This window comes from Micromonospora sp. WMMC250 (assembly GCF_027460215.1).
Classification (GTDB): Bacteria; Actinomycetota; Actinomycetes; order Mycobacteriales; family Micromonosporaceae; genus Micromonospora; species Micromonospora taraxaci.
Window position 1 is genome coordinate 5468258 of record NZ_JAPZBJ010000002.1, and the last position, 25594, is coordinate 5493851.

Here is a 25594-nt window from a genome sequence, read left to right on the forward strand (position 1 = left end):
CGCATCACTCCTTCCCGCCACGGCCGGAGCCGGTCGGCTCAGGCCCTCCGGTCCCGCGTGGCCCGGTCCAGCGCACGGTCCAGGACGACCAGCAGGGCGTCCCGCACCGAGAGCCGGTCCCGGGCGTCGAACTGCACCAGGGGCACGTGGTCGCCGATGGCCAGCGCCCAACGGATCTCGCCGAGCTCCAGGGCCAGTCGCCCGTCGAAGGCGTTGACCCCGACCACGAACGGCAGCCCGGCCCGCTCGAAGAAGTCGATCGCCGGGAAGCAGTCGTCCAGCCGGGAGCTGTCCACCACCACCAGCGCGCCCAGCGCCCCCCGCGCCAGGTCGTCCCACATGAAGCCGAACCGGGACTGCCCCGGCGTGCCGAACAGGTAGAGCTTGAGACTGCGGTCGATGGTCACACAACCGAAATCCATCGCCACCGTGGTGGTCGTCTTGGTCGACCGGGCACCCGGGTCGTCCACGCCGATCCCGGCGGTGGTCATCTCGGCCTCGGTGGTGAGGGGTGCGATCTCGGAGATCGCGCCGACCGTGGTGGTCTTGCCCACCCCGAAGCCCCCGGCGACCAGGATCTTGACCGGGATCGGCGGCGCGGCCGGCTTACCGACCGGCGGCGTCGGCAGCGCACCCGACGTGGGCTGGTACGGCGGCGGTGGCGCGGTCGGAGGCGGGCCCGCACGCCCGACTATCGGCCCGGTGCCCGGTGACATGCCGTACCGGGCGGCGGCGCTGTTCGCGGAGGCCCCGCCCAGCGGGGCGACCGGCCATTCAGGAGATCGCACGGAGTCCATCAATCACTCGCAGGATGAGATTGGGATCGAGGGCGTCGTCGGTGTCGGAGACGTGCACGTCCAGGTGCCCGGACGCCCGTAGGTCACCGACCAGGACCCGCGTCACACCGAAGTGCAACCGGGTCCGGGCCGAGATCTCGGCCACCGAGATCGGCTCGGCGCAGAGCGCGATGATCGCCTGGATCTCCGGTGCCATCACCGCGTCCGGTGGGCCGGACCACCAGCCGCTGTCCATCCGGACGGTCACCTGGGTCTCCAGCCCGATCGCCGGGTCCGCGCCCGTCACCCGCCCGGAGGTGAGCACGAACGGACGCGGACCTGCCGGCCCGCCACCGCCCACCTCCGGCTCGGGCAGCGCAGGTGCCGCCGCGCCCTCCCCCGCAGGAGACGGCGTGCGCAGGTACGGGCGGATCCGGACCCTCGGGTCCGGGTCCGCGTCCTCGCCGGCGACCTCCGGGGTCACTGCTGGACGGCGTTCTTCAACTCGACGATCAGACGCGGGGTCAGGGCACCGCCGGCCCGCCCGGCGAAGAGCGTCATCTCGTACGCGACGGTGCCCAGGTTCGCCGACCGGTCGGCGACCACCCCGAGCACGGAACCGCTGCTGATCGCGCTGATCAACAGGTAGCCGTCGGCCATGTCGACGATCACCCGGTTCAGGCCGCCGAGCGCGTACCAGCTGGCTGCCCCACCGGCCAGGCTGGTCATCCCGGACACGACAGCCGCCAACCGTTCCGCGTTGGACCGGTCCTTGATCGCCGACATGGCCATCAGCAGGCCGTCCGAGGAGACCGCGATCGCCTCCAGGACCCCGGCTGTGCTGGAAGTGAAGGAATCAAGCAGCCAGTTGAACGTACGGGCCTCCGGGCTGAGGTCCCCACTGGCGGCGGGCTGGCTCTGGTGCTCGACGTTGTCGTGCAGGAAGGGGCTGGTCACCGTGATGATCCTTCTTCGTTCCGGTGGTCTGGGCTGACTTCGCGCAGAGCGCGGGCAACGCCCGCCTCGAACTCGCTGATGAGGTTCCGGACCTCGGCCGGGTCACCGAGGTGTGTGCTGGGCGGCTGGCACGCCGGAACGACAGTGAGGTTCGCCCCCGGCACCCGTCGGCTCAGCCGGGGCCGATCCGGGGCGCCGTCCGACGGGCCACCGTTGCCGGCCACCGCCGGGCCGGCGCCGCCCGGTGTGCTCGGCAGGTCGACCGTCGCGCCCAGGTCGGCCACGCCCGACCTGACACCGGTCGCCTCGGCTCGGCGTACACCGGCTTGGAACGCCTCGACCAACGCGCGGGCCGCGGCGGGGTCCGCCCCGGTGGCGTCCACCGGCTGGGTCGGCGCGGTGGAGGCGCCCAGGCTGGCCCCGGGCACCCGCTGCCGGATCCGCGGCCCGGTCGGCGCGTCCGACGGTTCCGGCGCCGAGGGCGTGGGGGGCGCGGCCTGCTCGGGCTGGCTGTGGCCGAACGCGTTCCAGGACGGGCCGGCCTCCAGGCTGCGGGTGGCCCGGCTGAGGAGGTCCGAGTCGAATCGGGCCGGCGCGGCGACGGCCGCCGCGAGAGAGTGGGCGTCCTGCTCGGTCTCCGGCACCGCCGTACGCCGGTCTCGTTCCGGCACTGTGGCCCGGGCCACGGCAGCTCCGGCCCGGTCGGCGCGGCGCAGCACCAGTGACGTCGACGGGATCTCCAGGTGTGCGGTCACCCCACCGCCTCCGGTGGCGGCCAGACCCACCTCCCAGCCGTGCCGACGGGCCAGCCGACCGACCACGAAGAGACCGAGCACCTCGGTGGGGGCCAGGTCGAGCCGTTCCCGGCGGGTGAACCGGGCGTTCTCCTCGGCCAGCCGTTGTTCGCTCATGCCGATGCCGTGGTCGACCACTGTGATCCGCGCGCCGAGGCCGGCCGCCTCGGCGGCCACCAGCACCCGGGTGTGCGGCGGCGAGAAGACTGTGGCGTTCTCCATCAGCTCGGCCAACGCGAGGATGAGGTCGCCGACCACCGCCGGCGCGGCCGAGATGCCCGCCGGCACCCGCACCTCGACCCGGGTGTAGTCCTCGATCTCACCCAGCGCCAACCGGACCAGGTCGGCCAGTGGCACCGGCGCGGTGTGGCCGTCGGCCCCGGCCGCGCCGGAGAGCACCACCAGGCTGCCGGCGTTGCGGCGCAGCCGGCTGGAGATGTGGTCGAGGCGGTACAGGTGCTCCAGCCGACCCGGGTCGGCCTCCTGCTGCTCCAGCCTGTCAATCAGCGCGATCTGCCGGCCCACCAGGTTCTGGGTGCGCCGCCCGACGTGACCGAACATCTGCGCCACGTTGCGCCGGCCGGCGACCTGCCGCTCGACCAGCCGCGCCGCGGTGTTCTGCACCCGGTCGAAGGCGCGCGCCAGGTCGCCGATCTCGTCGTTGGCCCGGATGTCCACCGGTTCCAACCGGACCGGTTGTGGGCTCTCCGCCTCGTCGTCGGTGACTCGGACCAGCTCGGCCTCGGCGACCCGGGCGACCCGGTCGGCCGAGCTGGTGAGGCGGGTCAACGGTCGCGCCACCGTCCGCGCGACCGCCACACTGAGCAGCACCACCAGCGTCAGGATCAACGCCGCCGCGGCACCGACCAGGTACGCGGCGGTGAGCGCCCGCCGCTGCTCGGCGGTCGCCTCGGCGAGGACGTCGGCGACCAGCTTCTTCTCGACGAACTGGCCGAGCCGGATCATCGTGCGGACGGCCGGGAAGAGCGCCTCCATCGGCACGGGGCGGACCGCGGCGGCCGGGTCCCGGGCGCTGGTGACCAGGAAGTCCGGGCTGGTACGAGCGGCCACAGCCGCGTCGTTGAGCTGGGCCACAGCGAGTTGTTCGGGCGTGATCAGGCTGCGGAAGCGTGCGTTGTCGACCTGGAGCGCGGCGATGCACGCCACGTAACCGGCGACGGTGTCCGGGGTGCCGGCCGCCTTGACGAGCAGACTCAACGTGGCGCAGGAGGCCAGGCCCTCGTCGGACCGGAGCAGCCCGTCGAGAGCGAGCACCTGACGACCCGGCAACGTGTCGGTGTCCACACCGAACACCAGCCGCAGGGACTCGATGATCCCCGTGTTGATCGGGCGGAACGTCTCCATCACCTGACCGGGGTTCGCGGCCCGGGCCAGCACGGCGGCCCGCAGGTCGACGAGGCTGGAAACCCGGTCCAGGGCGCTGTCCACCCGGTCGGTCAACGCTTCGTTGCGACCGGCTCTCAGGTCGGCCACCCGGTCGTCCACGTCGGCGGACTTGCGGACCAGTTCGCTCCGTTCCACCCGGCCGAGCAGGTAACCGATGGAGAGGATGCGTTCCTGCTGCAACTCCTGGACCAGGCTTCCGACCCGGCTGGCGAGTCGTACCCGCTCGGCGGTGTCACCGGCCCGCTGCGCCGCGGCCACCCGGTCGAGCATGACCGGCACGGCGAGTCCGACCATGCTGAGCAACGGGATCACCACGAGCAGGGCGAGCTTGCCGCGGATGCGGAGCCTACCGAGCAGCATCGAACGCCCCCCACTGTGCGGTCTCCGGTTCCCGGACGACGCCGGCGGGTTGCAGCCCGCGGGGCTCGCCGACCGTCGGTTGCCACGGGTCGTTGCGCACCGGAGTGTCCGGGCTGTCGGTGTGGCCGGCGGCGAGGGCGGCCCGGCGTCGGGCCCGGGCAGCGGCGTTGACCAGCAGCGCGGCGAGCCAGCCCAGCAACAGCACTGCCACCACCCCCGCTGCGACGGTCGACCAGCGGTCCCGGTCCAGCTCGTCGATGCGCTCGACAAGCTGGGCGTCGAGTTCGGCGAGGATGACCGGCTGAAGCTGACGCGCCGAGCGGTGGGTGTTGAGCGCGGCAGCTGCCAACTGGGCCTGGTCCACGAGACCCGTGCCCTTCGCCGGGGTCGAGTAGGCGGCCAGCGCCTCCACCGAGCGCTGGTAGGTGTCGAGCGGGGTCAGCACGTTGGCGCCGAGATCGGTGCTCTCCGAGCCGTCCACGGCGGAGCGCAGGTTGTCGACGAGGTCGCCGGCGGGTGCCAGTGCGGCCACCCGCAGGCCGCTCAGCTCCATCAGGCCCCGGGCCTGCTCGGCGGCGGGCCGACGGGAGATCAGCACACTCAGATCGGCGAGCCGACCGGCGGCGACCACCGCCTCGGGCAGTTCCTGACCGGCGCTGTCCTGAAGGAAGAAGGAGTCGGCCACGGGGTCCCGGACCAGTCCGGAGCTTTCCCGGACCTTGCGGTGCAGGGCCAGCAGGAGATCGGAGACCTCCCCGTACGCCGTGTACGCGGACTCCGGGTCGGCGGCGCTGCGTCCGCGCAGTGCCTCCAGCTTGGCCCGTACGCCGGCCCAGCGTTCCTGGCTGAGCAGTTCGACGCCGATGCGGGCGTCCACAGCGGCGGCCTCCTCGACCGCCCGGTCCAACGCCTCCTGGGCGACCGGGCGGCCGCTGACGGTGGCGGACTGGGCCTCCACCAGGGCGTCGGTGACTCCGGCCAGAGCGGTGAGGTACTGCACGCCGAGCCGTTCGCGGGCGGCCAGGGTCCGGTCGTCACTGGTCTGTTGCCAGGCGAACGTGACGAGCAACCCCACCGGCGCGAGTAGTGCCCCGATGAGCAGCAGGGGCAGCAGACGGCCCATGGTGGACGGCCGTCGGCGGGCCCGCGGCGCGGGGACTGTCATGTGTTGTCTCCTCCGGCGTGGGCGCGGATCGGTGCGGTCCCGGGTAGCCGAACAGTCCCGTGCACCGGACCGGAAAACTAATCGAACCCCCCACTCGTCAGGCCTCGGTCGCCGAGTCAGGTTCGCGTCACTTCTAGCGATGTCACCATTTGTCCGCGCCTTGGGCACGCTCTGTCGCGTCGATGGGTGTGACATGGAGGGATCGGTATGGATATCCGGGAAAAGATCGGAATTCACGGAATCCGAAGTCAACTCACTGGGCCGCGTCGCACGTTGCGCGCTCGCACCCCCGTCCGCCACCGATCGGGGCAACCGGACGGACGTACGGCGGATCTCAGCCAACGCTCAGGCTGTGGGCCGTACCGTGTGCCGCATGACACCGCCGTCGCCGGCCGCGTGGTTCCGGCGTGCCCTGCCCACCCGCCGTCGCGCGATCGCCGCAGCGGCGGTCGTCGTGCTCCTGGCCGCCGCCGTGACCTGGGCCGTGTGGCCGCAGGGGCCGGGCGTACGCACCGAGAGCGCGACGCTCACCGTCCGCTCCGGACCTGCCGGCGACCAACCGGTGGACCTGGACACGACCTTCTACCTGCCGGACGACGCGTCGTCGGGTCGGAAGGTGCCGGCGGTGCTGTTGGCGCACGGGTTCGGCGGCACGAAGGAGTCGGTGCGCTCCGACGCGGAGGAGTTCGCCGGACGCGGCTACGCGGTGCTGACCTGGACCGCGCGGGGCTTCGGCCGCAGCGGCGGCGAGATCCACCTGGACAACCCCGACTACGAGGTGCGGGACGCCCAGCGGCTGCTGGACTGGTTGGCAGCTCGGCCGGAGGTGCGTACCAACGCCGCCGGTGACCCGCAGGTGGGTGTGGTCGGCGGCTCGTACGGCGGCGGGTTGGCGCTGCTGCTGGCCGCCCAGGACACTCGGGTCGACGCGATCGTCCCGATGATCACGTGGAACGACCTGTCCCGGGCGTTCCTACCGGAGAGCACCGGCGGGGCACCGACCGAGGGCGTGTTCAAGAAGGGCTGGGCCGGTCTCTTCTTCGGTGGTGGGGGCAACGTGGGCTCCGGCCCGGCCGGGCTCTCCGGCGCGACCGCCGCCGCGCCGCAGGGCGCACCGGCGTCGGCCGGTCCGCCCAGCCCCGGGCCGGGCGCGGGCCCGGGTAACGGTCCCGGTGGGGTCCCGACCGGTGCCGCCGACCCGTCCTGTGGTCGCTTCGCCGCCGACGTGTGCGCCGCGTACCTGCGGATCGCCACCACCGGTCGCGCCGACCAGGCCGCCGTGGACCTGCTGCGTCGGTCCAGCCCGGCGGGCGTACTGGACCGGATCAAGGCGCCCACCCTGCTGGTGCAGGGCGAGGCGGACACGCTCTTCCCCCTCGGCGAGGCCGACGCGAACGCGCGCGGTATCGCCGCCGCCGGCACCCCGGTCCGCGTCGCGTGGTTCACCGGCGGGCACGACGGTGGCAGTGGACCCCGCTCGGACTCCGACCGGGTGAAGTTCCTGACCGTCCAGTGGCTCGACCACTACGTCAAGGGCGAGGGCGACGCACCCGGTGACGACTTCACCTGGTCCCGGATCGCCGGGTTCGACGCGCTCGACAGGGGGCTCGTCGCCACCGCCTTCCGCCGCGCCGACTACCCGGGCCTGACCGGCAACGCGCGGCGGGAGATCCCGGTCGCCGGTCCGGCCCAGCCGGTCGCGAACCCGCCCGACGGCAACCCGGCCGCCATCTCCTCGATCCCGTTCGCCGGCGGTCTCGCCTCACTGCTGGACGGCGTCGCCGGCGACGTGCCCGGTCAGCACGCCCGCTTCGAGTCGGCACCGCTGACCGAGGCGGTGGACGTCGCCGGCGCGCCCACCGTCACCGTGCGAGCCGCGTCGCCGACCGGCGAGGCGGTGCTCTTCGTCAAGCTCTACGACGTCGACCCGGACGGCGCTGCCACCCTGCCGAACGGGCTGGTCGCTCCGATCCGGCTCACCGGCCTGCCGCAGCAGGTGCAGGACGCCCGCCCGGTCACCGTGACGCTGCCCGCCATCGTCCGGCGGGTGGAGGCCGGCCACCGGCTGCGCCTCGTGGTGGCCACCTCCGATCAGGCGTACACCACGCCCGCGCAACCGACCGTCTACACGGTGGCGGCGGACGGCGCGGTCACCGTGCCCACTGTCAGCGGGGAGCCGATCCCCACCGCCGCGACGCTCTGGCGCTGGGTGCTCGCCGGCCTGCTCGCCGCCATCGCGGTCGGGCTCGTCGTGGTCGTCGCAGTGGTCCGCCGCCGACACCGTCGCCAGGACCGCTCGGTGCATCCGGAGTACGCGGACACCCCGTTGGCCGTGCGCGCACTGCGCAAGGAGTACGCGGACGGCTTCGTCGCCGTGTCGAACGTGGACTTCGAGGTGCACCCGGGTCAGGTGGTGGGTCTGCTCGGGCCGAACGGTGCCGGCAAGACGACCACCCTGCGGGTGTTGATGGGGCTGACCCAGCCGACCGCCGGGGAGATCTACGTCTTCGGTCGCCGGCTGGTGCCCGGCTCGCCGGTGCTGTCGAGGATCGGCGCGCTGGTCGAGGGGCCCGGTTTCCTGCCGCACCTGTCGGGTCTGGAGAACCTGAAGGCGTACTGGCGAGCCACCGGGCGGCCGTGGGAGGACGCGCAGTTCGACGCGGCGTTGGAGATCGCCGGCCTGGGCGACTCGGTGCACCGGAAGATCAAGAACTACAGCCACGGCATGCGTCAGCGCCTGGCCATCGCCCAGGCCATGCTCGGCCTCCCCGAGTTGCTGGTGCTGGACGAGCCCACCGACGGGCTCGACCCGCCGCAGATCGCCGAGATGCGTCGGGTGCTCCAGCGCTACGCCACAGACGGGCGGGCGGTGCTGGTCTCCAGCCACCTGTTGGCCGAGGTCGAGCAGACCTGCACCCACGCGGTGGTGGTGAACAAGGGCCGGATCGTGGCGTCCGGGCCGGTGGAGGAGATCGTGGGCGAGTCACCGAGCGTGTTGTTCGACGTCAGCGACCAGGTGGCGGCGCGGGCGGTGCTGGACCGGCTGCACGGCGTCCGGGTGCTGCCGGAGAGCGACGGCCAGTTGGTGGTCGACACCAACGGCACGGCCCGCAGCGAGGTGGTGGCCGAGCTGGTACGCGCCGGCATCGGGGTGGACCGGGTGGTGCCCCGGCGCCGCCTGGAGGACGCGTTCCTCGCCCTGGTGGGCGAGAACTCTCGGGGAAGCGGTGACCGGTGATGGCAGGCTCTTCCGTCGAGACGCCGCTGGGCGTCACCGACCCGGCCGGCGCGGCCCGCGGTTACCGGGCGTCGGCCACCATGCCCTTCGCGGCGGAGTTCCGCCGGCAGGCGTCCCGGCGGCGTACCCAGTTGGCGCTCGGCTTCATGGTGCTGCTGCCGCTGATCATCCTGATCGCCTTCCAGTTCGACTCGGGCGACGACGACAACGGCCGCAACGAGTTCTCCAGCCTGGTCGAGTTGGCCACCTCGGGCGGCCTCAACTTCACCCTGTTCTCGATCTTCGTGTCGGCGTCGTTCCTGCTGGTGGTCGTCGTCGCGCTGTTCTGCGGTGACACGGTGGCCAGCGAGGCGAGCTGGGGGAGTCTGCGTTACCTGCTGGCGGTCCCGGTGCCCCGGGCCCGGTTGCTGACGGTGAAGCTGGTGGTCGCGCTCGCGTACTCGGGACTGGCCCTGCTGTTGTTGGCCGGCACCGCGCTGCTGGTCGGGACCCTGCGGTACGGCTGGTCGCCGCTGCGCAGCACCGTCGCCGCCGAACTGGAACCCACCGAGGGGCTGCTCCGGTTGCTGGCGGTGCTCGGCTACCTGGCGGTCGTACTCCTGGTGGTGGCCGGGCTGGCGTTCCTGCTGTCGGTGACCACCGACGCCGCGTTGGGCGCGGTCGGTGGGGCGGTGTTGCTGTGGATCCTGTCCAGCATCCTGGACCAGATCACCGCACTGGGCGCGGTACGCGACTTCCTGCCCACCCACTTCAGCACCGCCTGGCTGGGATTGCTGTCGACCCCGGTGCAGACCGACGACGTGGTACGAGGCTGCGTCTCGGCGATCAGCTACGCGACGCTGTTCTGGGGGTTGGCGTTCTGGCGCTTCACCCGCAAGGACATCACGTCGTAGCCGCTGCGCTCACAGCCGACCGTCCGGCGGGCTCACCGACGACGGCACCGCGCTCGGTGCCGGCGGCGGGGCCGGACGCGTCGGCACCGGAGTGGCCGGGTCGGCCTTCTTCCAGGCGCTGACGCCGATCCGGCCGGTGTTGCCGAGGTCGACCGGCCCGTCCGGGTCGACGTCGGCGGCCGGTTGCCCGGCAGCGGGTGCGACAGTCAGGTACTTCCCGTTCGTGGCGACCACTGTCGAATCGGTGACGAGGTTGCGCCAGAGCACCACGGCGGTGGCCCGCTCGGCGGGGGCGAGGGTGACCGGCCGGGGCGGCTGGTCGAAGCCCGAGGTGATCTCCTTGGCACCGTTGACCACGCGCAGCATGACCGGCTCGCGCTGTTCGTCGAACAGGTGCAGGATCGGGTACCCGTCGAGCTGGTAAGGGCGGTCGCCGCAGTTGACCAGCTCAAGGCCGAGGGCGCGCAGGCCCATCGCGGCGTCCGACCCGGTGGACCGGATCCGCACGCCGGAGGCCGGGCACGCCGCCAGCGGCTCGATGCTGGCCGATGGGGTGGGGCTCGATACGGTCGGCGGCGGACCCGTCGGGTCTCCGCCCTGGCCGCGATGGTAGCCGGGGGTGCAGGCGGTGAGCAGAAGTGCCGCCGCGACCGCTGCGCCGGCCCGTCGCCGTGCTGCCGTATGGCTGGAGATCATCTGTCGATCCTCACCCATCGAGGTGTCCCACCGCTGCCCGGCCCTCGCAGCGCCGGGCGGGCGTTCCAGTCCGGCGCTTGCGCCATCGCGTCGCGGCTCGGTCGCGCCGCAGCAAGATCGTGCTGGATCCTGGAGGTAGTGGCGTTCAGTCCGTTTGAAGCCACTACCTCCAGGATCGAGCGTGACCTTTGACTAGCGGCCCTCCTGCCTCGGGTGCGGGGCAGCTGGACAGGTGCCATCCACACTATGGGAGCGTGCCCACGAAGTGCTCGCCGGTGTTGTTTCGCGCATTGGTGCAGGTCGGTGGCTTGGCAGCCTCCTCGCGCCGCACGGAGCGCTCGACGCGGAGCGCTCGACGGCGGTACATTCCGACCGGGGACTTTCCCACTAGCAAGGAATTTATAAGCTTCGATACGTTCATGCCTCACATTGAAGAGATCTGTTTCCTTCGATGGAGGTACCCATGAACGTCACTCGGCTCGGCGGGCCGACCCTGTCCCTGTTCCGCATCGTGATCGGTCTGCTGTTCGCGCTGCATGGTCTGAGTTCGGTCTTCGGGTTGTTCGGCGGCAACCCCATGACCGGCCAGGCGGTACCGGTCGGCACCTGGCCCGGCTGGTGGGCCGCGCTGATCCAACTGGTCTGCGGCATCCTGGTGCTGGTCGGGCTGTTCACCCGACCCGCCGCACTCCTCGCGTCCGGCTCGATGGCGTACGCCTACTTCGTCGTGCACCAGCCGGACCACCTGCTGCCCCTGCACAACGGTGGCGAGCTGTCGGCCCTCTTCTGCTGGTCGTTCCTGCTGGTCGCCGCGCTCGGCGCCGGCCCGTGGGCGCTCGACTCACTGCTCTTCCGACGCCGCGCCGACGCTCCGCCGTCCTCGGTGGCCGAACCCAGCCCGGTATCCGTCTGACCGCACCCGTTCCGCGCGTCGCCGGAGCCCCGACGAGGTGGTTCCGGCGACGCGCCCCGGGGGAGGCGACGCCCCCCGGGGGAGTGGTCTTGGGGAGTGAGCCGTCCGGTGATGCCGTGAACGATTCAGCTCCAAAGGATGCGCGGGAGAGGTCGGACCCGCGGCCGAACGCGCGGCCGGGCCGGTGGTCGGCAGATCGGTCGGCCGGCGCAATCGGCCAGGCCGGTGAGCGAGAGGCCGGTGAGCGAGAGGCCGGTGAGCGGGAGGCCGGTGAGCGGGAGGGCGGTCAGGCCGACGGGCGGGAGGTGAGGACCGCGTCCAGGAGGCCGGGGTAGAGCTTGTCCACCTCGTCGCGCCGGAGCCGCACCAGGCGGCTGGTGCCGGCGGCGCGGGTGCGGGTCAGGCCCGCCTCGCGCAGCACCTTGAGGTGGTGGCTGCGGGTCGCCTTGGAGATGCCGAAGTCGAAGCTTCCGCAGGCGGCTTCGCCGCCCTCGGCGAGCGCCCGGACGATCTGTAGCCGCACGTCGTCGGCGAGTGCGGCCAGCACGGCGGTGACCGGTACGGCGGACAGTTCGGGTTCGTGCGGCTCCATGTGACCAGTGTAACCGTTGTTCGACAATTCTCGAACAAGCTCCTACTGTCGGTGTCGTTAGTTCGACGACACTCGAACATTGGAGCTGCCGATGCGATCCCGCGCCGCCGCTTACCCGCTGATCGCCGTACTCGGCTGGGGGGTGATGTTCCCGGTCCTGGCCAGCGCGTTGCACCGGGTCGACCCGCTCAACCTGACCACCGCCCGTTACCTCCTCGCCGCCCTCGTCCTGGTCGCCATCCTGCTGCTCCGCGAGGGTGCCGACGCGCTGCGGCCGGGTGCCCGGACGGCCGAGGTGGTGGTGCTCGGAGTGGTCGGCTTCGCCGGCTTCAACGTGCTCACCAACCTGGCGCTCGAACACGCCGCCCCGCAGCAGGTGTCGCTCTTCGTGGCCACCACCCCGGTGATCACCCAACTGGTCCGGTGGGCCCGGGACGGCGTACGCCCGAAGCCGCTCCTGCTGGGCCTCTCCCTGGTGGCGCTCCTCGGCGTCGGCCTGGTGATCACCCGCGGCAGCCTGGCCGGGCTCGGTCAGTTCGGTGTCGGCGGTCTGATGATGATCGGCGCGGTGCTCGGCTGGGGCATCTACACGCACGGCGCCAGCCGCTTCGGCGGGTGGTCGCCACTGCGCTTCACCACGCTGACCGCGCTCGCCGGCACCGCCGCCATGCTGGCCGCGAGCATCGCCGCGGACGCCGTCGGCTGGCAGCACGCGCCGGCCGCCGCCGACCTCGTGGCGGTCACCCCACAGTTGGCGTACGCCGTGATCGTGGGAGCTGTCATCGCGGTGCTGGCCTGGAACACCGGAGTGCAGCGGCTCGGCGCCGCCAACGCCGCGCTGTTCATGAACCTGGTCCCGGTGACCACGTTCGCGGTGCAGATCGCCCGTGGCTACCGTCCGGAGCCGGTCGAACTGGTCGGTGCCGCCGTCACCATCGCCGCGCTGGTCGCCGCGAACCTGGCCAACCGCCCCCGGACCCGGGCCTCGTCGCTGCCCGCCGCGAGCGCGGTCACGGACCCGATCGCGGTGACCGACCGCGAGGCGGTGAGCGCCCGCTGACCCACTACCTGGGATCAGCGGTAGCTACTGCCGACAGCGTTGTCCTAGACTCGACGGCACAACTGCACACCTCATCCAGAGGGGCTGAGGGATACGGCCCGACGACGCCCCGGCAACCACCCCGCGCGCTCACCGCTGAGCGACAGGCGGGGCAGGTGCCAATTCCGTCCCCGCCGCACCGTGCGATGCGGGGAAAGATGAGAGGACTCTCGACATGACGTCGACGCTCGTCGCCTCCGGCATCGACACCTCCGCCAGCCCGGCCCGAGCCCTGGTCTGCCGTGCCTGTTCGGCGCGCTACCCGCTCGTGGCCCAGCACGCCTGTTACGAGTGTTTCGGCCCGCTGGAGGTCGACTACGACACCGCCGCCCTGGCGACGGTCACCCGGGAGCAGATCGAGGCCGGGCCGAAGAACATCTGGCGGTACGCCGCACTGCTCCCCGCCGGTCAGGACCCGAGCACCCGGGTCACCCTCGACCCGGGGCTGACCCCGTTGGTGGCGGCCCCGCACCTCGCCGCCGAGCTGGGCATCACCGCGCCACTCTGGGTCAAGGACGACAGCGCCAACCCCACCCACTCCTTCAAGGACCGGGTCGTCTCGGTGGCTCTCACCGCAGCGAGGGCGCTCGGCTTCACCCGGTTCGCCTGCGCGTCGACCGGCAACCTGGCCAACTCGGTGGCCGCGCACGGCGCCCGCGCCGGAGTGCCCTCCGTCGTCTTCGTCCCCAGCGACCTGGAACAGGGCAAGGTCATCACCACCGCCGTCTACGGCGGCGGGCTGGTCGCGATCGACGGCTCGTACGACGACGTCAACCGGCTCTGCGGCGAACTAGTGGAGACCGACGAGTTCGAGGACACCGCGTTCGTCAACGTCAACGTCCGGCCGTACTACGCGGAGGGCTCCAAGACTCTCGGCTACGAGGTTGCCGAGCAGCTCGGCTGGAGGATCCCCGCGCAGGTGGTCATCCCGATGGCCAGCGGCGAACTGCTCACCAAGATTGACAAGGCGTTCACCGAGCTGGTGGAGATCGGCCTGGTCGAGGCGCCGGCCGGCGGGTGGAAGGTCTTCGGCGCCCAGTCGGCCGGTTGCAACCCGATCGCCGTCGCCCTGCACGACGACGCCGACTCGATCACCCCGGTCAAGCCCACCGGCATCGCCAAGTCGCTCAACATCGGCGACCCGGCCGCCGGCGTCTACGCCCTGGAGGCGGTCCGCCGCACCGGCGGTTGGATGGAGTACGCCGACGACGACGAGATCCGCGCGGGCATCCGTGATCTGGCCCGCACGACGGGTGTCTTCGCGGAGACCGCCGGCGGTGTGACGGTGGCGGTGCTGCGGAAGCTGGTCGAGTCCGGTCGGCTCGACCCGACCGCGGAGACCGTGGTGTTCAACACCGGCGAGGGCCTGAAGACCATCGACGCGGTGGCCGGTCAGGTCGGGCCGACCCACCACATCAAGCCCTCGCTGCGGGCGGCCCGCGACGCCGGTCTCCTCGGCTGATCCCGCATCGTCCAGACGGAGGCAGGGCGATCCGCCGGGTAACTGGGTTTTCGCTGTGAGTGTGGAAAACCCGCCGCTACGGACTTGACGGCAGGAACCGGACGGCGCAAGATGCTCCGTGCGGGAGGGCATTTCGCCGAAGACTTTTGAAGTTCTTACGACCCAACGCCGGAGGCGTTGTGCGAGTGTCCCTCCCGACCACGTTCGATCGGGCCAGCGAGTAATTTGCTGGCCCGATCGCTTTTCCCGGGTGCACGCTCAGCGGCATGAGCATCACCATCACGTCGTTCGACGGTGCCGACCCGGGTGCGGTCGACGAGGCGTACCGGATCGGGGCGGCGGCCAACGACGTCGACCTGCCGGACTTCCCGCCCTTCTGCCGGCGGCGCTTCGACGCGCTGGTCCACACGCCGATGCCCGGCACCCGGTCGCTCTGGGCGCTGGCCCGACTCGATGGTGTGTCAGCCGGATATCTCCAGCTCGACCTGCCCCAGTTGGACAACACCGACAACGCCACCGTCGAGCTGGTGGTGCGCCCCGACCTGCGGCGGCGGGGCGTCGGCCGGGCGCTGCACGAGTACGCGGTGCGTCTGCTCCGCGAGCACGGGCGCAAGAGGGTCGTCGCGATGGCCGTCTCCGCGCTTCCCGGCGGGCCGGCGCGGTCGGCGGCTGGTGACGCCTTCGCCGCCGCCACCGGCGCGAAGTCCGCGTTGGCGGAGGTGCGTCGCCGGCTCGACGTCGGCGGGATCGACCGGGTCGCGTTGCGTGCGGCGCTGGCCGAGGCCCGACCCCGAGCCGAGGGCTACCACTCGGTCTGCTGGCAGGGAGCCACCCCGGAGGAGTACGTAGCGGACGTCGCCTATCTGGACGGCCGGCTGCTCATGGACGCTCCCATGGGCGACGTGCAGTGGGAGCCGGAGCAGGTCGACGCCGACCGCATCCGTGGCAACGAGCGAGCCCTGGACGCCAGGGGGCGGCGGCGCTACCACCTCGGGATGCGACACGAGGCGTCCGGCCGGCTGGTCGCCTGGACCCTGCTGGACATGGGCGCGTCCGCCGACTGGCACGCGTTCCAGCAGATCACCATCGTCGACCCGGCCCACCGTGGGCACCGGCTCGGCCTGATCGCCAAGGCCGAGAACCTGCACCACCTGCTCACCCACGAACCGGCGGTCCGCGTGATCGACACCTGGAACGCGGCGAGCAACAGCTACATGGTGGCGATCAACGAGCAGCTCGGCTTCCGCCCGGTGGACGCCTGGACCGACTGGCAGCTCACCCTCTGACGGGTATCGGCGCTACTGCTCGCGGACCTGTGTCATGCATGATGGCGGACATGACGGAGACCCCGCATCCCCTGTACGAGAGGCACGCCGACACCCTCAACCGTGCGCTGACCGCGATCACGGAGCGGGGCTACTGGTCCGCCTATCCCGAATCTCCCAGCCCCCGGGTGTACGGCGAGACCGCCGCCGCCGACGGCAAGGCCGCCTTCGAGGCGTACCTCGGTGGTGATTTTCCGCTCGACCAGCCGGGCGCCGGCGGGCGGGTCGCCACCGAGACGAGCCCGTTCGGGGTGGAGTTGGCGGTGCGGTACCCGCATGCCGGTCCCGGCGAGCTGGTGAGCGCCGCCTCCGCCGCGCTGCCCGCGTGGCGCGACGCCGGCCCGCAGGCCCGGGTGGGTGTCTGCCTGGAGATCCTCGACCGGCTGCACAAGCACATCTTCGAGCTGGCCAACGCGGTGCAGTTCACCAGCGGGCAGGCGTTCGTGATGGCCTTCCAGGCCGGCGGCGCGCACGCGCTGGATCGTGCCCTGGAGGCGCTGGCGTACGCGTACGCCGAGATGACCCGGCACCCGGGCACCGCCGGTTGGGAGAAGTCCGCAGGCAAGGGCGACCCGCTGCGGATGACCAAGACGTTCCACGTGGTGCCGCGTGGGGTGGCGCTGGTGATCGGCTGCAACACCTTCCCGACCTGGAACTCGTACCCCGGGCTGTTCGCCTCGCTGGTCACCGGCAACCCGGTGATCGTCAAGCCGCACCCGCGCGCGGTGCTGCCCCTGGCCATCACTGTGAAGTACGCCCGGGAGGTGCTCGCCGAGGCCGGCTTCGACCCGAACCTGGTCATGCTGGCGGCCGAGGCCCCCGGTGAGAAGCTCGCCAGTGACCTGGCCCTGCACCAGGCCGTCAAGATCGTCGACTTCACCGGTTCCACCGAGTACGGCGACTGGCTGGAGACGCACGCCCGGCAGGCGTCGGTCTACACCGAGAAGGCCGGTCTGAACACCGTCGTCATCGACTCCACCGACGACTTCGCCGGCATGTGCCGCAACCTCGGTTTCACGCTGACCCTCTACAGCGGTCAGATGTGCACCACCTCGCAGAACATCCTCATCCCGGCCGGCGGCATCGAGACCGACCAGGGGCACAAGAGCTTCGACGAGGTGGCCGGCGGTATCGCCGCCGCGGTCGGCAAGCTCACCGCCGACCCGGCCCGGGGTGTGGAGCTGACCGGCGCCATCGTCAACGACGGGGTGTTGGAGCGGCTGGCCGAGGTCACCAAGGTCGGCGAGCCGGTGTTGGAGTCGCGGGCCGTGGACCACCCGGCGTACGCCGACGCGGTGGTGCGTACCCCGACGATCGTGAAGCTGGCCGCGGACGACACGGAGACGTACGGCCGGGAGTGGTTCGGGCCCATCTCGTTCACCATCGCGACCGACTCGACGGCGCACAGCCTGGAGCTGCTGCGTCGCACGGTCGGCGAGAAGGGCGCGCTCACCGCCGGGGTCTACTCCACCGACGAGTCGGTGCTGGACGCCACCGAGGCGGTCGCGGTCGAGGTGGGGGTGCACCTGTCCTGCAACCTCACCGGCGGTGTCTTCGTGAACCAGTCGGCGGCGTTCTCCGACTTCCACGGCAGTGGTGCCAACGCGGCGGCCAACGCGGCCCTGACCGATGGCGCGTACGTGGCGAACCGTTTCCGGATCGTCCAGTCCCGACGCCCGGCCTGACGCTCAACGGCCGAAGTGATCAAGAGGTTTGCGTCAGCGCGAGGGCGATTCCTGACGCAAACCTCTTGATCGCCGGTCGCTGGTGGGGGGCCGGGGGAGGGTGGGGGTCAGGCTGGGCGGCGCATTTGGAGCTCTGTCATCGCGGGGATGTTGGGGTGGGGGACTCGTACGCCGGTGTCCTCGAAACCGAGCCGTTGGTAGGCGCGGTAGGCGCGGTCGTTGCCCACCACGACCTCCAGCAGCAACTCCGGTCGGCCGCAGGACCGCGACCAGGCGGCCACACCGTCGATCAGCTCGCCGAGCAGGCCACTGCCCCGCCAGGTCGGCGTGACGTACACGGCGTAGATCACGGTCAGCCCCGCCTCGGCCGGGGCGATGGTGCCGCCGGCGTGCCCGACCAGCCGTCCACGGCCCGGGTCCGCGACGAACTGCGCGTTGTTCGGGCCGGCGGAGGTGTACGCGACCCGCGCGGCGTACTCGGCGTGGGACCGGGCCGCCGCGTCCGCGATCGTCTCCAGGAAGGCCAGCGGCGCGTCGGCGAGCATCTCCAGGCGTAGCGCCCGCATCCGGGCGGCATCCATCGGCCGAACCCGGCGGATCTCCGCCTGCCGCAGGCCGGGCGAACCGGTGTCGATGGTCATGTCCGCATGCCTACCACAGGCGGATCCGGTGTCCGGCCGCGCCTCTCAGCCGCCGGTAGCCCATAGGCCGTCACTGCCATCCACCACCCTGGATGCCGTGGATCGGAAAACGGGTCCGCCGACATGATCCAGCCGCCCTGAAATATGCCCGATTTGCGGTCGTGCACGGCTGTCACTCCTCGTGTAGCGTGCGATTTCGGTCACCGCTTTCAATGGCCGTCATCGATTGCTGAGGCGGTGGTCCGATGGCGTCCGGCTGTGCCGGTGCGCCGGGCAGGCAACGCCGCACAGAGTGAGGGAAGTGGCACCGTGGCACAGGGTTCCGTGAAGTGGTTCAACGCCGAAAAGGGTTACGGCTTCATCGCCGTCGACGGCGGTCAGGACGTGTTCGTCCACTTCTCCGCTATCGAGATGGACGGCTACAAGGCGTTGGAGGACGGCCAGCGGGTGGAGTTCGAGATCGCGCAGGGCCAGAAGGGTCCGCAGGCGGAACACGTACGCGTCATCGGCTGAATGTCGCGCACCCGCAGCCCCGCGCGTCGGGGCAGCGGCACGGGCGCGCAACCGGGAAGATCGTGAACCGTTCCAGCCGATGCTGAGGAGCGTTCATGACCGACCAGCCACCCTCGTCCACCCCACCCTCCGGGTCGGGTGAGCCGGGCCCGTCCGACCCGACCCAGAGCCAACCCGGCCCTGCCGGTCCGCCGCCGGGTGGGGAGCCAGGCGTGCCGCCGGCCGGCCCTCCGCCGGGGTGGGACCACGCGCAGGGCACCTGGGGTGCGGGCGGTCCGCTGCCGGGTGCGGATCCGGCGCAGGGCACCTGGGGTCCGCCGCCGCAGGGTTGGGTGTTTCCGCCCACCGGGGGCTACCCGCCCGGTGCCGGTCCCTACGGCGGGCAGCAGTGGCAGCCTGGGCCGCCGGTCGGGTGGTACCCGCCCGGTTACGGCTTCGACCCGAACGATCCCCTGGTCACGCCGCCCGGTGCCGGCATCGGCGGCTGGTTCAGCAGGTGCGGAGAGGTGCTGCGCCGGGGCTGGCGGCAGTTGGTGCCCATCATGCTGCTCACCCAGGTGTTGCCGGCGGCGGTGCTGTCGGTGATCTCTCTCGGGTTGGACCCGTCGGCCACCTGGGCGGCCGAGGTCGAGACGAGTTCGACAGCGGCGCTGCCGGACAACTTCGTCGCGGAGCTGGCGGGTCTCCTGGCCGTGCTGGTCGGCGGAAGTTTGGTGATCGGCCTGGTGCAGGCCGTCGGGTGGGCCGCCGGCAGCTGGGTGATCACCCGGCAGGCCGTCGGTCAGCCGGCCGGCCTCGACTCCGCGCTGCGGTACGGCCTTCGTCGGGCGCTCGGGCTGTGGGGCTGGACCCTGCTGGTCAGTCTGCTCATCGGCATCGGAGTCTGCTTCTGCGTCCTACCGGGCATCTACCTGGCGTTCGCGCTGAGCATGGCCGGCCCGGTCTACCTCTTCGAGCGCCACAACCCGATCGGCCGATCCTTCCGGATGTTCCACGACCGGCTCGGCCTGCTGCTCGGTCGGGTGGCGCTGGTGGCCCTCGCGGTGATCGTCGTCAGTTTCGTCGCCAGCACCATCGAAGGGTTCGGCACCGCCGCGTTCGGTACGGACCCCTTCGCCTCGGCGGGCACCGCGGTCGGCGCGGTGGTGGTGATCGGAGTCACCGCCGTGCTGGCCCTGCCGGCCCACCTCGCCCAGTTGATCGGTCTGCTGCTCACGTACACCGAGCAGCGCGCCCATGAGGCGCCGGTGAACGCTGCCGGACTGGCCGCGGAACTCGGCTGAGCGGCCTCATCGTGCTTGCACTCGGCAGGGGAGAGTGCTAAACAAGTCATTGGCACTCGCATACCGTGAGTGCCAATGGTCGGGACGGTGGGGCCAGGTTGCACCGGCGTGGAGACGCCGGGGCGGCACATGGCCGGTCGTCGCGGGCTATCCGGCCCGGCCGAAGGACGTCGTCGTCGCCAGGTGGCGACGTCCCAAGGTGCGTACACCAGGCGGCCCATCCGAGGCACACATCTCGGGTGGCCCGTGAGTGTCCAGGAGGACAACGCCGTATGGCCAAGATGATCGCGTTCGACGAAGAGGCGCGCCGCGGCCTCGAGCGGGGCATGAACCAGCTCGCCGACGCCGTAAAGGTGACCCTCGGCCCCAAGGGCCGCAACGTCGTGCTCGAGAAGAAGTGGGGTGCCCCCACCATCACCAACGATGGTGTGAGCATCGCCAAGGAGATCGAGCTCGAGGACCCGTACGAGAAGATCGGCGCTGAGCTGGTCAAGGAGGTCGCCAAGAAGACCGACGACGTTGCCGGTGACGGCACGACGACGGCGACCGTCCTGGCCCAGGCCCTGGTTCGCGAGGGCCTGCGCAACGTGGCCGCCGGCGCCAACCCGATGGCCCTGAAGCGGGGCATCGAGGCCGCGGTCGCGAGCGTCTCGGAGGAGCTGTCCAAGCTCGCCAAGGACGTCGAGACCAAGGAGCAGATCGCCTCCACCGCCTCCATCTCCGCTGGTGACAGCACCGTCGGCGAGATCATCGCCGAGGCGATGGACAAGGTCGGCAAGGAAGGCGTCATCACCGTCGAGGAGAGCAACACCTTCGGGCTGGAGCTGGAGCTCACCGAGGGTATGCGCTTCGACAAGGGCTACATCTCGGCCTACTTCATGACCGACCCGGAGCGTATGGAGGCCGTCTTCGACGACCCGTACATCCTGATCGCCAACAGCAAGATCTCGTCGGTGAAGGACCTGCTCCCGATCCTGGAGAAGGTCATGCAGTCGGGCAAGCCGCTGCTGATCATCGCCGAGGACCTGGAGGGCGAGGCTCTCGCCACCCTGGTGGTCAACAAGGTCCGTGGCACCTTCAAGTCGGTCGCCGTCAAGGCGCCGGGCTTCGGTGACCGCCGCAAGGCCATGCTGACCGACATCGCCATCCTCGCCGGTGGCCAGGTCATCAGCGAGGAGGTCGGCCTCAAGCTCGACGCCGCCAGCCTCGACATGCTGGGCCGCGCCCGCAAGGTCGTGGTGACCAAGGACGAGACCACCATCGTCGACGGTGCCGGTGACGCCGAGCAGATCCAGGGCCGGGTCAACCAGATCCGGGCCGAGATCGACAAGAGCGACTCCGACTACGACCGGGAGAAGCTGCAGGAGCGGCTGGCCAAGCTGGCCGGCGGCGTTGCGGTCATCAAGGTCGGCGCGGCCACCGAGGTCGAGCTCAAGGAGCGCAAGCACCGCATCGAGGACGCCGTTCGCAACGCGAAGGCCGCCGTCGAGGAGGGCATCGTCCCGGGTGGTGGCGTCGCGCTGGTCCAGGCCGGCAAGACTGCCTTCGACAAGCTCGACCTGGTCGGCGACGAGGCGACCGGTGCGAACATCGTCAAGGTCGCGCTGGACGCCCCGCTGCGGCAGATCGCCGTCAACGCCGGCCTCGAGGGCGGCGTCGTGGTGGAGAAGGTCCGTAACCTCGAGTCGGGTCACGGCCTCAACGCCGCCAACGGCGAGTACGTCGACCTGCTGGCCGCGGGCATCATCGACCCGGCCAAGGTGACGCGCTCCGCGCTGCAGAACGCCGCTTCCATCGCGGCGCTGTTCCTCACCACCGAGGCCGTTGTCGCGGACAAGCCGGAGAAGACCCCGGCTGCCCCGGCTGGCCCGGGTGGCGGGGACATGGACTTCTGAGTCCAGTTCCGACACACCGAACGGGGCGGGCCGCTGACGCGGTCCGCCCCGTTCGTCGTCAGGTCGGTAGGGGGCGCTGGTTGCGCCGTTTCCGCGTCCGGTCGTACGGCGGAAGCAGCTGGATCGGGGCGTCCACCATCTCGCGCGGCTCCTCGACCACCGGCGGCTCCCCGTCGGTGGTCATCTCGGCAAGTTGCTCGGCATCGCCGTAGTCGAGCCGGTCGAACGGCAGTTGGCCGGGGAGCTCGCCGACCGGTTTCCAGGTGATCGGCGGGCCGTCCTCGGTCTGGTCGTCATCCGTGGTCATGGCTGCCTCCTCTACCGAAACGGTAGGGGGCGTCGATGGCCCGATGCGGGCGAATGGATCCATGTCCCGTTTGACGTTTTTATTCCGTCAACGTCCGTCGGTACAGGAAGAAGACCCGCTCGATCCAGGCGCCCGCGCTGCCCGAGTAGAACGGCACCGGGCCCACCCAGCCGATCTGCGCCCGATCCAGCCCGGCCGCCTGCTGATCCCGGAGGCAGCGCCGCAGCAGCACCCCACCGATGCCCGAGCCCTCGGCCGCCGGTGCGGTGCCCATCGGCCCGAACCAGCTCGGCCGCGACGACCCGTACGCGGCGAAGCCGAGCACCTCGCCATCCCGCTCCGCCAGGTGGCAGCCGGCACCGTCACGACCCACCGAACCGCTCAACTCACCGTCCCACGTGCCGCCGAAGGTGGACCGGGCGAACGCGGTGAGCGCCGCCAGATCCCTCGGCTCCGCCCGGCGTACCGTCACGCCCTGGTCGGCCAGCCGACGCTCCGCCGCCTCCGTGGACCGCAGTGCCGGCGACCCGTCGTACGACAGGTCGGCGGTCATGTTCCAGGCGGTCCGGTCCTGCTGGTAGCCCAGCGCGAGGGTGGCGCACACCGCCGGCGTGTAGCGGACGTCGATGCCCGGCCACGCGTAGTACGGCGGGTTCCCGGCCAGCAACACCTCGGTCACACCGCGCTCGGCGAGCACCTGCTCGGCCCGGCGCAGCAGCGAACGGCCGACGCCCCGGCGGCGCTGCTGCGGAAGGACCGCGACCAGGTCGATGTGCCCGATGCCCGGCTCGGTCGACGACTCCGAGCAGATCAACGCACCGACCAGGTCCGCACCCCGGTACGCGCCCAGCCCCACCACCCACCGGTCGCGGGCGGCCCGAGGCCAGAGCACGTCCACGACGGGTGCCGCCTCGGCGGCGTCCTCGGGCAGGTCAAGGGCCTGCTCGCAGAGCCGCACCACGGCGGGGATCAGGTCGGCGCTCAGCTCGGTGACGGTGATCTCGGCGTCCATGGTCGCCGACCCTAGATCACCGGTTAGCGGGTCGCACCCCCGCGGCGGTGCTGACCGCGGCGAACGCGTCGACCTGGCCGGCACCGGTGACGTTCGACGGAGTGCCGCAGTCGTCGGACGGGTTGCGGGAGCGGTATGTCGGGGTGGCCGCCGTGGCGGTGTCCCGCAGGATCTGTCGGGTCCGGGTCAGGTCGCCGACCAGCGCCGGGTTCGCCGACCACATCAGCGCGACGACCCCTGCCACCTGCGGGGTCGCCATCGAGGTGCCGTCCAGCGCCGCGTACGTGCCACCCGGCATGGCCGACAACACACCCACACCCGGCGCCAGCACATCCGGCTTACCCACGCCCGGAACCGGCCCCCGCGAGGAGAACTCGGCGACCCGTCCCTGCGAGTCCACAGCGCCCACGGTCAGCACGTCGGGGAACGGGGCCGGCGGGTCGTCGATCGACGCGCACCACGGGCCGGTGTTGCCGGCCGCGGCCACCACGAAGATCCCGGCGGCGTCCAGTGCAGCGGTGGCCGGCCGCAGCACACGCCGGTCACACCCCTCGATGGGTGGGCAGCCCCACGAGTTGGTCAGGACCTGCGGCGCGCGCTCCGGGCGGCCGTCAGTGAACGGGTCACCACCGGTCGGGAAGGGCGCCAGCATGAACTGGAGGCAGTCCAGGTAGTGCCCGGGGCTGCCGAGGTTGCGGTCCAGGTTGACGCAGCCCACCCACTGCGCGTCCGGGGCCACCCCGATGCCGTCCCGCCCGACCGCGCTGCCGACCGTGTGGGTGCCGTGCCCGCCCTGGTCGATGGGGCTGCGGGTGCCGTCCCACGGGTCGTACCAGGAGTCGTCGCCACCGCGGAACTGCTCTCGCAGCGCCGGATGGCTGCCGTCCACCCCCGAGTCCGAGCTGCCGACAACGATGCCCGATCCGGTTATCCCGAGCTGGGACCAGACCTTGTCGGCACCGATCTGGCTGATGTTCCATTCCGGACCGGTGGGCTTGGGTGCCGTGCCCCGGCTCTGCCCGGCCGGGGCCGGTAGTGGGCGGAGGCGTTGGCTGATCAGCACCCGGGCCACCTCCGGCCGGCGGGCGAGCCACGCGCGCACCGCCGGGCCGCCGTCCACCTCGACGGCGTTCACGAGGTAGTACGACACCGGGTCGAGTCGGAGTCGGTTCAGCTCCCGGACCAGGTCGGCCTGGCTCTGCTCGGCGGTCGCCACCAGCCGCCGGTAGACCTCCGTCGCGCGGGCGTCCCGCCCGGCCCGACCCGCCGCGCCGGTCGGCAGACCGGTCAGGTCCGCCTGCGCGCGCAGCACCACCAGCAGCCGCTCGCCGTAGAGGCCGGGCTGGCCGGGGCCGAGGTCGACCACGCCGAACGCCACCACCATGACAACGGCGGCCACCGCGGCGACCCGACGGTTCGGGGTACGCGCCGACGGCCGGGCGAGCAGCACCGCGTACCCGATGGCGACCAGGACGGCGACGGCGAGCCCGGCGCCGACGGCGGCCGCCACCCAGAACGGAACGTCCCGGGTGCCGACCAGCAGCAGGCTGATCTCTTCCGGGTCGGTGAAGGCGAGCGGGCCGAGCGCGGTCAGGCCCACGAGCCAACCGGTCGCCGTCCGACCGGCGCGTGCGGCGTCGGCCGGGTCGACGGTGGGCCGCCAGGCCGCAGCCCACAGAGCGGCCAGTGCGAAGGCCACCGGTGGCAGGGTCCACAGCGCGGGCAACTGCGCGCCGGCCTGACCGGTGCCGGCCGCGAGCAGAAGCAGCGTCACCCCGGCAACCAGGCCTCCGACCAGCACCAACCGGCCCGGCCGGGGTGGCCGGCCGACCGCGAACCGGGACCAGAACGTGGCGTCCAGCAGGGTCGCGGCCAACACTCCGAGCGCGGCGGACGCCAGCAGCGCGAGCAACGTCTCCAGGAGCCCGCCGAGCGCACCCAGCCAGGCCCACGGCAGCAGCGTCGCCAACCCGGCCGCGACCGCGAGCAGCGGCACCGACCCGGGTCGGCGGGCACGCCCGGCCCGCTCTGCCCCGACCTCGGCCTCGGTCCGCGCGGTGTCGTGGGCTTGGGTCCGCGCGGTGTCGTCGGGCTCGGTCCGCGCGGTGTCGTGGGCTTCGTTCCGCGCGGTGTCGTCGGCCCCGGTCCGTGCGGCCTCGCTGTTGTCGGTGGGTGCCGTGCCGCTGACCGCTGCGGCTGCTCCGGGGTACGCCTGCCGGCGGGTCGACCGGCGGACGACGAGCGCGGTGAGCGTGGCGATGGCGGCCAGCGCGGCGAGGTACGCCTCGTGGTGCACCGGCGGCACGACCCGCAGCGCGGTGAGCACCCCCAGTGCGACGGCCCCGACGAACCAGACCCGTCCGATGGCCCGGACCGTTGTCGACCGGGGCACGACGGCCAGCAGCAGGGCGGGCGTGCCCACCAGCACGACAGCGGCCAGGCCGAGCACCGGCCAGAGCCAGCCGACCCGATCCCGTCCGAAGCCGAGCATCACCTGGTCGGTGACCCAGCCGCCGGACTGGACGGCCACTGTGACGGCGACGGTCCAACAGCCGACGAACACGGCCGCCACCGCGGGCCA

21 protein-coding genes and 1 riboswitch are annotated in these 25594 nt (G+C 71.8%); of the genes, 10 read left to right on the plus strand and 11 right to left on the minus strand.

Translation table 11 applies throughout. From position 1 onward, the window contains the following. Positions 1–38: 38 nt before the first annotated feature. Genes O3438_RS24670 through O3438_RS24690 form a run of 5 tightly spaced genes read right to left on the minus strand, consistent with a single transcriptional unit; the run spans position 39 to position 5459 of the window. Positions 39–797: a GTP-binding protein gene (locus O3438_RS24670; protein ID WP_269682120.1), complete on the minus strand. Its 759-nt coding sequence runs from the start codon at positions 795–797 to the stop codon at positions 39–41. Next, positions 775–1260: a DUF742 domain-containing protein gene (locus tag O3438_RS24675; RefSeq protein WP_269682121.1), complete on the minus strand. Its 486-nt coding sequence runs from the start codon at positions 1258–1260 to the stop codon at positions 775–777. The genes O3438_RS24670 and O3438_RS24675 overlap by 23 nt, the downstream gene beginning before the upstream one ends. Next, the gene (locus O3438_RS24680; RefSeq protein ID WP_197699335.1) at positions 1257–1733 is read right to left on the minus strand and encodes a roadblock/LC7 domain-containing protein; all 477 of its coding nucleotides are present in this window, start codon (positions 1731–1733) and stop codon (positions 1257–1259) included. The genes O3438_RS24675 and O3438_RS24680 overlap by 4 nt, the downstream gene beginning before the upstream one ends. Continuing rightward, entirely contained in the window at positions 1730–4294 is a 2565-nt protein-coding gene (locus O3438_RS24685; protein WP_269682122.1) for a nitrate- and nitrite sensing domain-containing protein, read from the minus strand. Before O3438_RS24685 ends, O3438_RS24680 begins: the two co-directional genes overlap by 4 nt. Beyond that, positions 4281–5459: a hypothetical protein gene (locus O3438_RS24690; protein WP_269682123.1), complete on the minus strand. Its 1179-nt coding sequence runs from the start codon at positions 5457–5459 to the stop codon at positions 4281–4283. The genes O3438_RS24685 and O3438_RS24690 overlap by 14 nt, the downstream gene beginning before the upstream one ends. A gap of 373 nt (positions 5460–5832) precedes the next feature. On the opposite strand from O3438_RS24690, the gene O3438_RS24695 reads away from it, so the two are divergent. Both O3438_RS24695 and O3438_RS24700 read left to right on the plus strand, forming a co-directional pair. Continuing rightward, positions 5833–8697: an alpha/beta fold hydrolase gene (locus O3438_RS24695; RefSeq protein ID WP_269682124.1), complete on the plus strand. Its 2865-nt coding sequence runs from the start codon at positions 5833–5835 to the stop codon at positions 8695–8697. Continuing rightward, on the plus strand, positions 8697–9590 hold the full coding sequence (locus O3438_RS24700) for an ABC transporter permease (RefSeq protein ID WP_269682125.1): 894 nt from the start codon (positions 8697–8699) through the stop codon (positions 9588–9590). The genes O3438_RS24695 and O3438_RS24700 overlap by 1 nt, the downstream gene beginning before the upstream one ends. Before the next feature lie 9 nt (positions 9591–9599). Here O3438_RS24700 and O3438_RS24705 read toward each other — a convergent pair whose 3' ends face one another. After that, entirely contained in the window at positions 9600–10286 is a 687-nt protein-coding gene (locus tag O3438_RS24705; protein ID WP_269682126.1) for a DUF4232 domain-containing protein, read from the minus strand. A 463-nt stretch (positions 10287–10749) separates the two neighbouring features. On the opposite strand from O3438_RS24705, the gene O3438_RS24710 reads away from it, so the two are divergent. Further along, on the plus strand, positions 10750–11199 hold the full coding sequence (locus tag O3438_RS24710) for a DoxX family protein (protein ID WP_269682127.1): 450 nt from the start codon (positions 10750–10752) through the stop codon (positions 11197–11199). Positions 11200–11485: 286 nt separating this feature from the next. On the opposite strand, the gene O3438_RS24715 is transcribed toward O3438_RS24710, so the two are convergent. Next, positions 11486–11791: an ArsR/SmtB family transcription factor gene (locus O3438_RS24715; RefSeq protein ID WP_269682128.1), complete on the minus strand. Its 306-nt coding sequence runs from the start codon at positions 11789–11791 to the stop codon at positions 11486–11488. Positions 11792–11882: 91 nt separating this feature from the next. Between O3438_RS24715 and O3438_RS24720 the strand changes: the two genes are divergently transcribed. The 4 genes from O3438_RS24720 (at position 11883) to paaN (ending at position 17362) form a co-directional block, all read left to right on the plus strand. After that, positions 11883–12851, plus strand: a complete 969-nt coding sequence (locus O3438_RS24720; RefSeq protein ID WP_269682129.1) for a DMT family transporter — start codon at positions 11883–11885, stop codon at positions 12849–12851. Between the two features lie 68 nt (positions 12852–12919). Next, a riboswitch (SAM riboswitch) is annotated at positions 12920–13055 on the plus strand. A gap of 10 nt (positions 13056–13065) precedes the next feature. Then, positions 13066–14352: a threonine synthase gene (thrC, locus tag O3438_RS24725; protein WP_269682130.1), complete on the plus strand. Its 1287-nt coding sequence runs from the start codon at positions 13066–13068 to the stop codon at positions 14350–14352. 266 nt (positions 14353–14618) lie between these two features. Further along, positions 14619–15638, plus strand: a complete 1020-nt coding sequence (locus O3438_RS24730; protein WP_269682131.1) for a GNAT family N-acetyltransferase — start codon at positions 14619–14621, stop codon at positions 15636–15638. A gap of 50 nt (positions 15639–15688) precedes the next feature. Then, positions 15689–17362: a phenylacetic acid degradation protein PaaN gene (paaN, locus tag O3438_RS24735; RefSeq protein ID WP_269682132.1), complete on the plus strand. Its 1674-nt coding sequence runs from the start codon at positions 15689–15691 to the stop codon at positions 17360–17362. Positions 17363–17469: 107 nt separating this feature from the next. Here the strand turns inward: paaN and O3438_RS24740 are convergent, their stop codons facing one another. Further along, positions 17470–18003 (minus strand): GNAT family N-acetyltransferase, encoded by a 534-nt coding sequence (locus O3438_RS24740; protein WP_269682133.1) that lies wholly within the window; start codon positions 18001–18003, stop codon positions 17470–17472. Positions 18004–18312: 309 nt separating this feature from the next. Between O3438_RS24740 and O3438_RS24745 the strand changes: the two genes are divergently transcribed. From O3438_RS24745 to groL, 3 genes are all read left to right on the plus strand, one after another. Next, entirely contained in the window at positions 18313–18516 is a 204-nt protein-coding gene (locus O3438_RS24745; protein WP_088991357.1) for a cold-shock protein, read from the plus strand. Between the two features lie 95 nt (positions 18517–18611). Next, positions 18612–19799 carry a hypothetical protein gene (locus O3438_RS24750; protein ID WP_269682134.1) on the plus strand — a complete coding sequence of 396 codons (1188 nt, stop codon included), beginning with the start codon at positions 18612–18614 and terminating at the stop codon, positions 19797–19799. A 272-nt stretch (positions 19800–20071) separates the two neighbouring features. Beyond that, complete coding sequence (gene groL, locus O3438_RS24755) at positions 20072–21694, plus strand: chaperonin GroEL (protein WP_145778699.1); 1623 nt, start codon at positions 20072–20074, stop codon at positions 21692–21694. 58 nt (positions 21695–21752) lie between these two features. Here the strand turns inward: groL and O3438_RS24760 are convergent, their stop codons facing one another. From O3438_RS24760 to O3438_RS24770, 3 genes are all read right to left on the minus strand, one after another. Next, the gene (locus O3438_RS24760) at positions 21753–22001 is read right to left on the minus strand and encodes a hypothetical protein (protein WP_269682135.1); all 249 of its coding nucleotides are present in this window, start codon (positions 21999–22001) and stop codon (positions 21753–21755) included. A gap of 79 nt (positions 22002–22080) precedes the next feature. After that, positions 22081–23013, minus strand: a complete 933-nt coding sequence (locus O3438_RS24765) for a GNAT family N-acetyltransferase (protein ID WP_269682136.1) — start codon at positions 23011–23013, stop codon at positions 22081–22083. A gap of 16 nt (positions 23014–23029) precedes the next feature. Continuing rightward, a complete protein-coding gene (locus O3438_RS24770) occupies positions 23030–25504 on the minus strand; it encodes a S8 family serine peptidase (RefSeq protein ID WP_442929739.1) in 2475 nt (824 codons plus the stop codon). Positions 25505–25594: the final 90 nt, after the last annotated feature.

What these genes read in the sequence shown, in the direction of transcription:
- O3438_RS24670 (WP_269682120.1), bottom strand. Translation starts at nt 797, where the DNA reads ATGGACTCCGTGCGATCTCCTGAATGGCCGGTCGCCCCGCTGGGCGGG.
- O3438_RS24685 (WP_269682122.1), bottom strand. Translation starts at nt 4,294, where the DNA reads ATGCTGCTCGGTAGGCTCCGCATCCGCGGCAAGCTCGCCCTGCTCGTG.
- O3438_RS24690 (WP_269682123.1), bottom strand. Translation starts at nt 5,459, where the DNA reads ATGACAGTCCCCGCGCCGCGGGCCCGCCGACGGCCGTCCACCATGGGC.
- O3438_RS24695 (WP_269682124.1), top strand. Translation starts at nt 5,833, where the DNA reads ATGACACCGCCGTCGCCGGCCGCGTGGTTCCGGCGTGCCCTGCCCACC.
- O3438_RS24700 (WP_269682125.1), top strand. Translation starts at nt 8,697, where the DNA reads ATGGCAGGCTCTTCCGTCGAGACGCCGCTGGGCGTCACCGACCCGGCC.
- O3438_RS24705 (WP_269682126.1), bottom strand. Translation starts at nt 10,286, where the DNA reads ATGATCTCCAGCCATACGGCAGCACGGCGACGGGCCGGCGCAGCGGTC.
- O3438_RS24710 (WP_269682127.1), top strand. Translation starts at nt 10,750, where the DNA reads ATGAACGTCACTCGGCTCGGCGGGCCGACCCTGTCCCTGTTCCGCATC.
- O3438_RS24715 (WP_269682128.1), bottom strand. Translation starts at nt 11,791, where the DNA reads ATGGAGCCGCACGAACCCGAACTGTCCGCCGTACCGGTCACCGCCGTG.
- O3438_RS24720 (WP_269682129.1), top strand. Translation starts at nt 11,883, where the DNA reads ATGCGATCCCGCGCCGCCGCTTACCCGCTGATCGCCGTACTCGGCTGG.
- thrC (WP_269682130.1), top strand. Translation starts at nt 13,066, where the DNA reads ATGACGTCGACGCTCGTCGCCTCCGGCATCGACACCTCCGCCAGCCCG.
- O3438_RS24730 (WP_269682131.1), top strand. Translation starts at nt 14,619, where the DNA reads ATGAGCATCACCATCACGTCGTTCGACGGTGCCGACCCGGGTGCGGTC.
- paaN (WP_269682132.1), top strand. Translation starts at nt 15,689, where the DNA reads ATGACGGAGACCCCGCATCCCCTGTACGAGAGGCACGCCGACACCCTC.
- O3438_RS24740 (WP_269682133.1), bottom strand. Translation starts at nt 18,003, where the DNA reads ATGACCATCGACACCGGTTCGCCCGGCCTGCGGCAGGCGGAGATCCGC.
- O3438_RS24750 (WP_269682134.1), top strand. Translation starts at nt 18,612, where the DNA reads ATGACCGACCAGCCACCCTCGTCCACCCCACCCTCCGGGTCGGGTGAG.
- groL (WP_145778699.1), top strand. Translation starts at nt 20,072, where the DNA reads ATGGCCAAGATGATCGCGTTCGACGAAGAGGCGCGCCGCGGCCTCGAG.
- O3438_RS24760 (WP_269682135.1), bottom strand. Translation starts at nt 22,001, where the DNA reads ATGACCACGGATGACGACCAGACCGAGGACGGCCCGCCGATCACCTGG.
- O3438_RS24765 (WP_269682136.1), bottom strand. Translation starts at nt 23,013, where the DNA reads ATGGACGCCGAGATCACCGTCACCGAGCTGAGCGCCGACCTGATCCCC.
- O3438_RS24770 (WP_442929739.1), bottom strand. Translation starts at nt 25,504, where the DNA reads ATGCTCGGCTTCGGACGGGATCGGGTCGGCTGGCTCTGGCCGGTGCTC.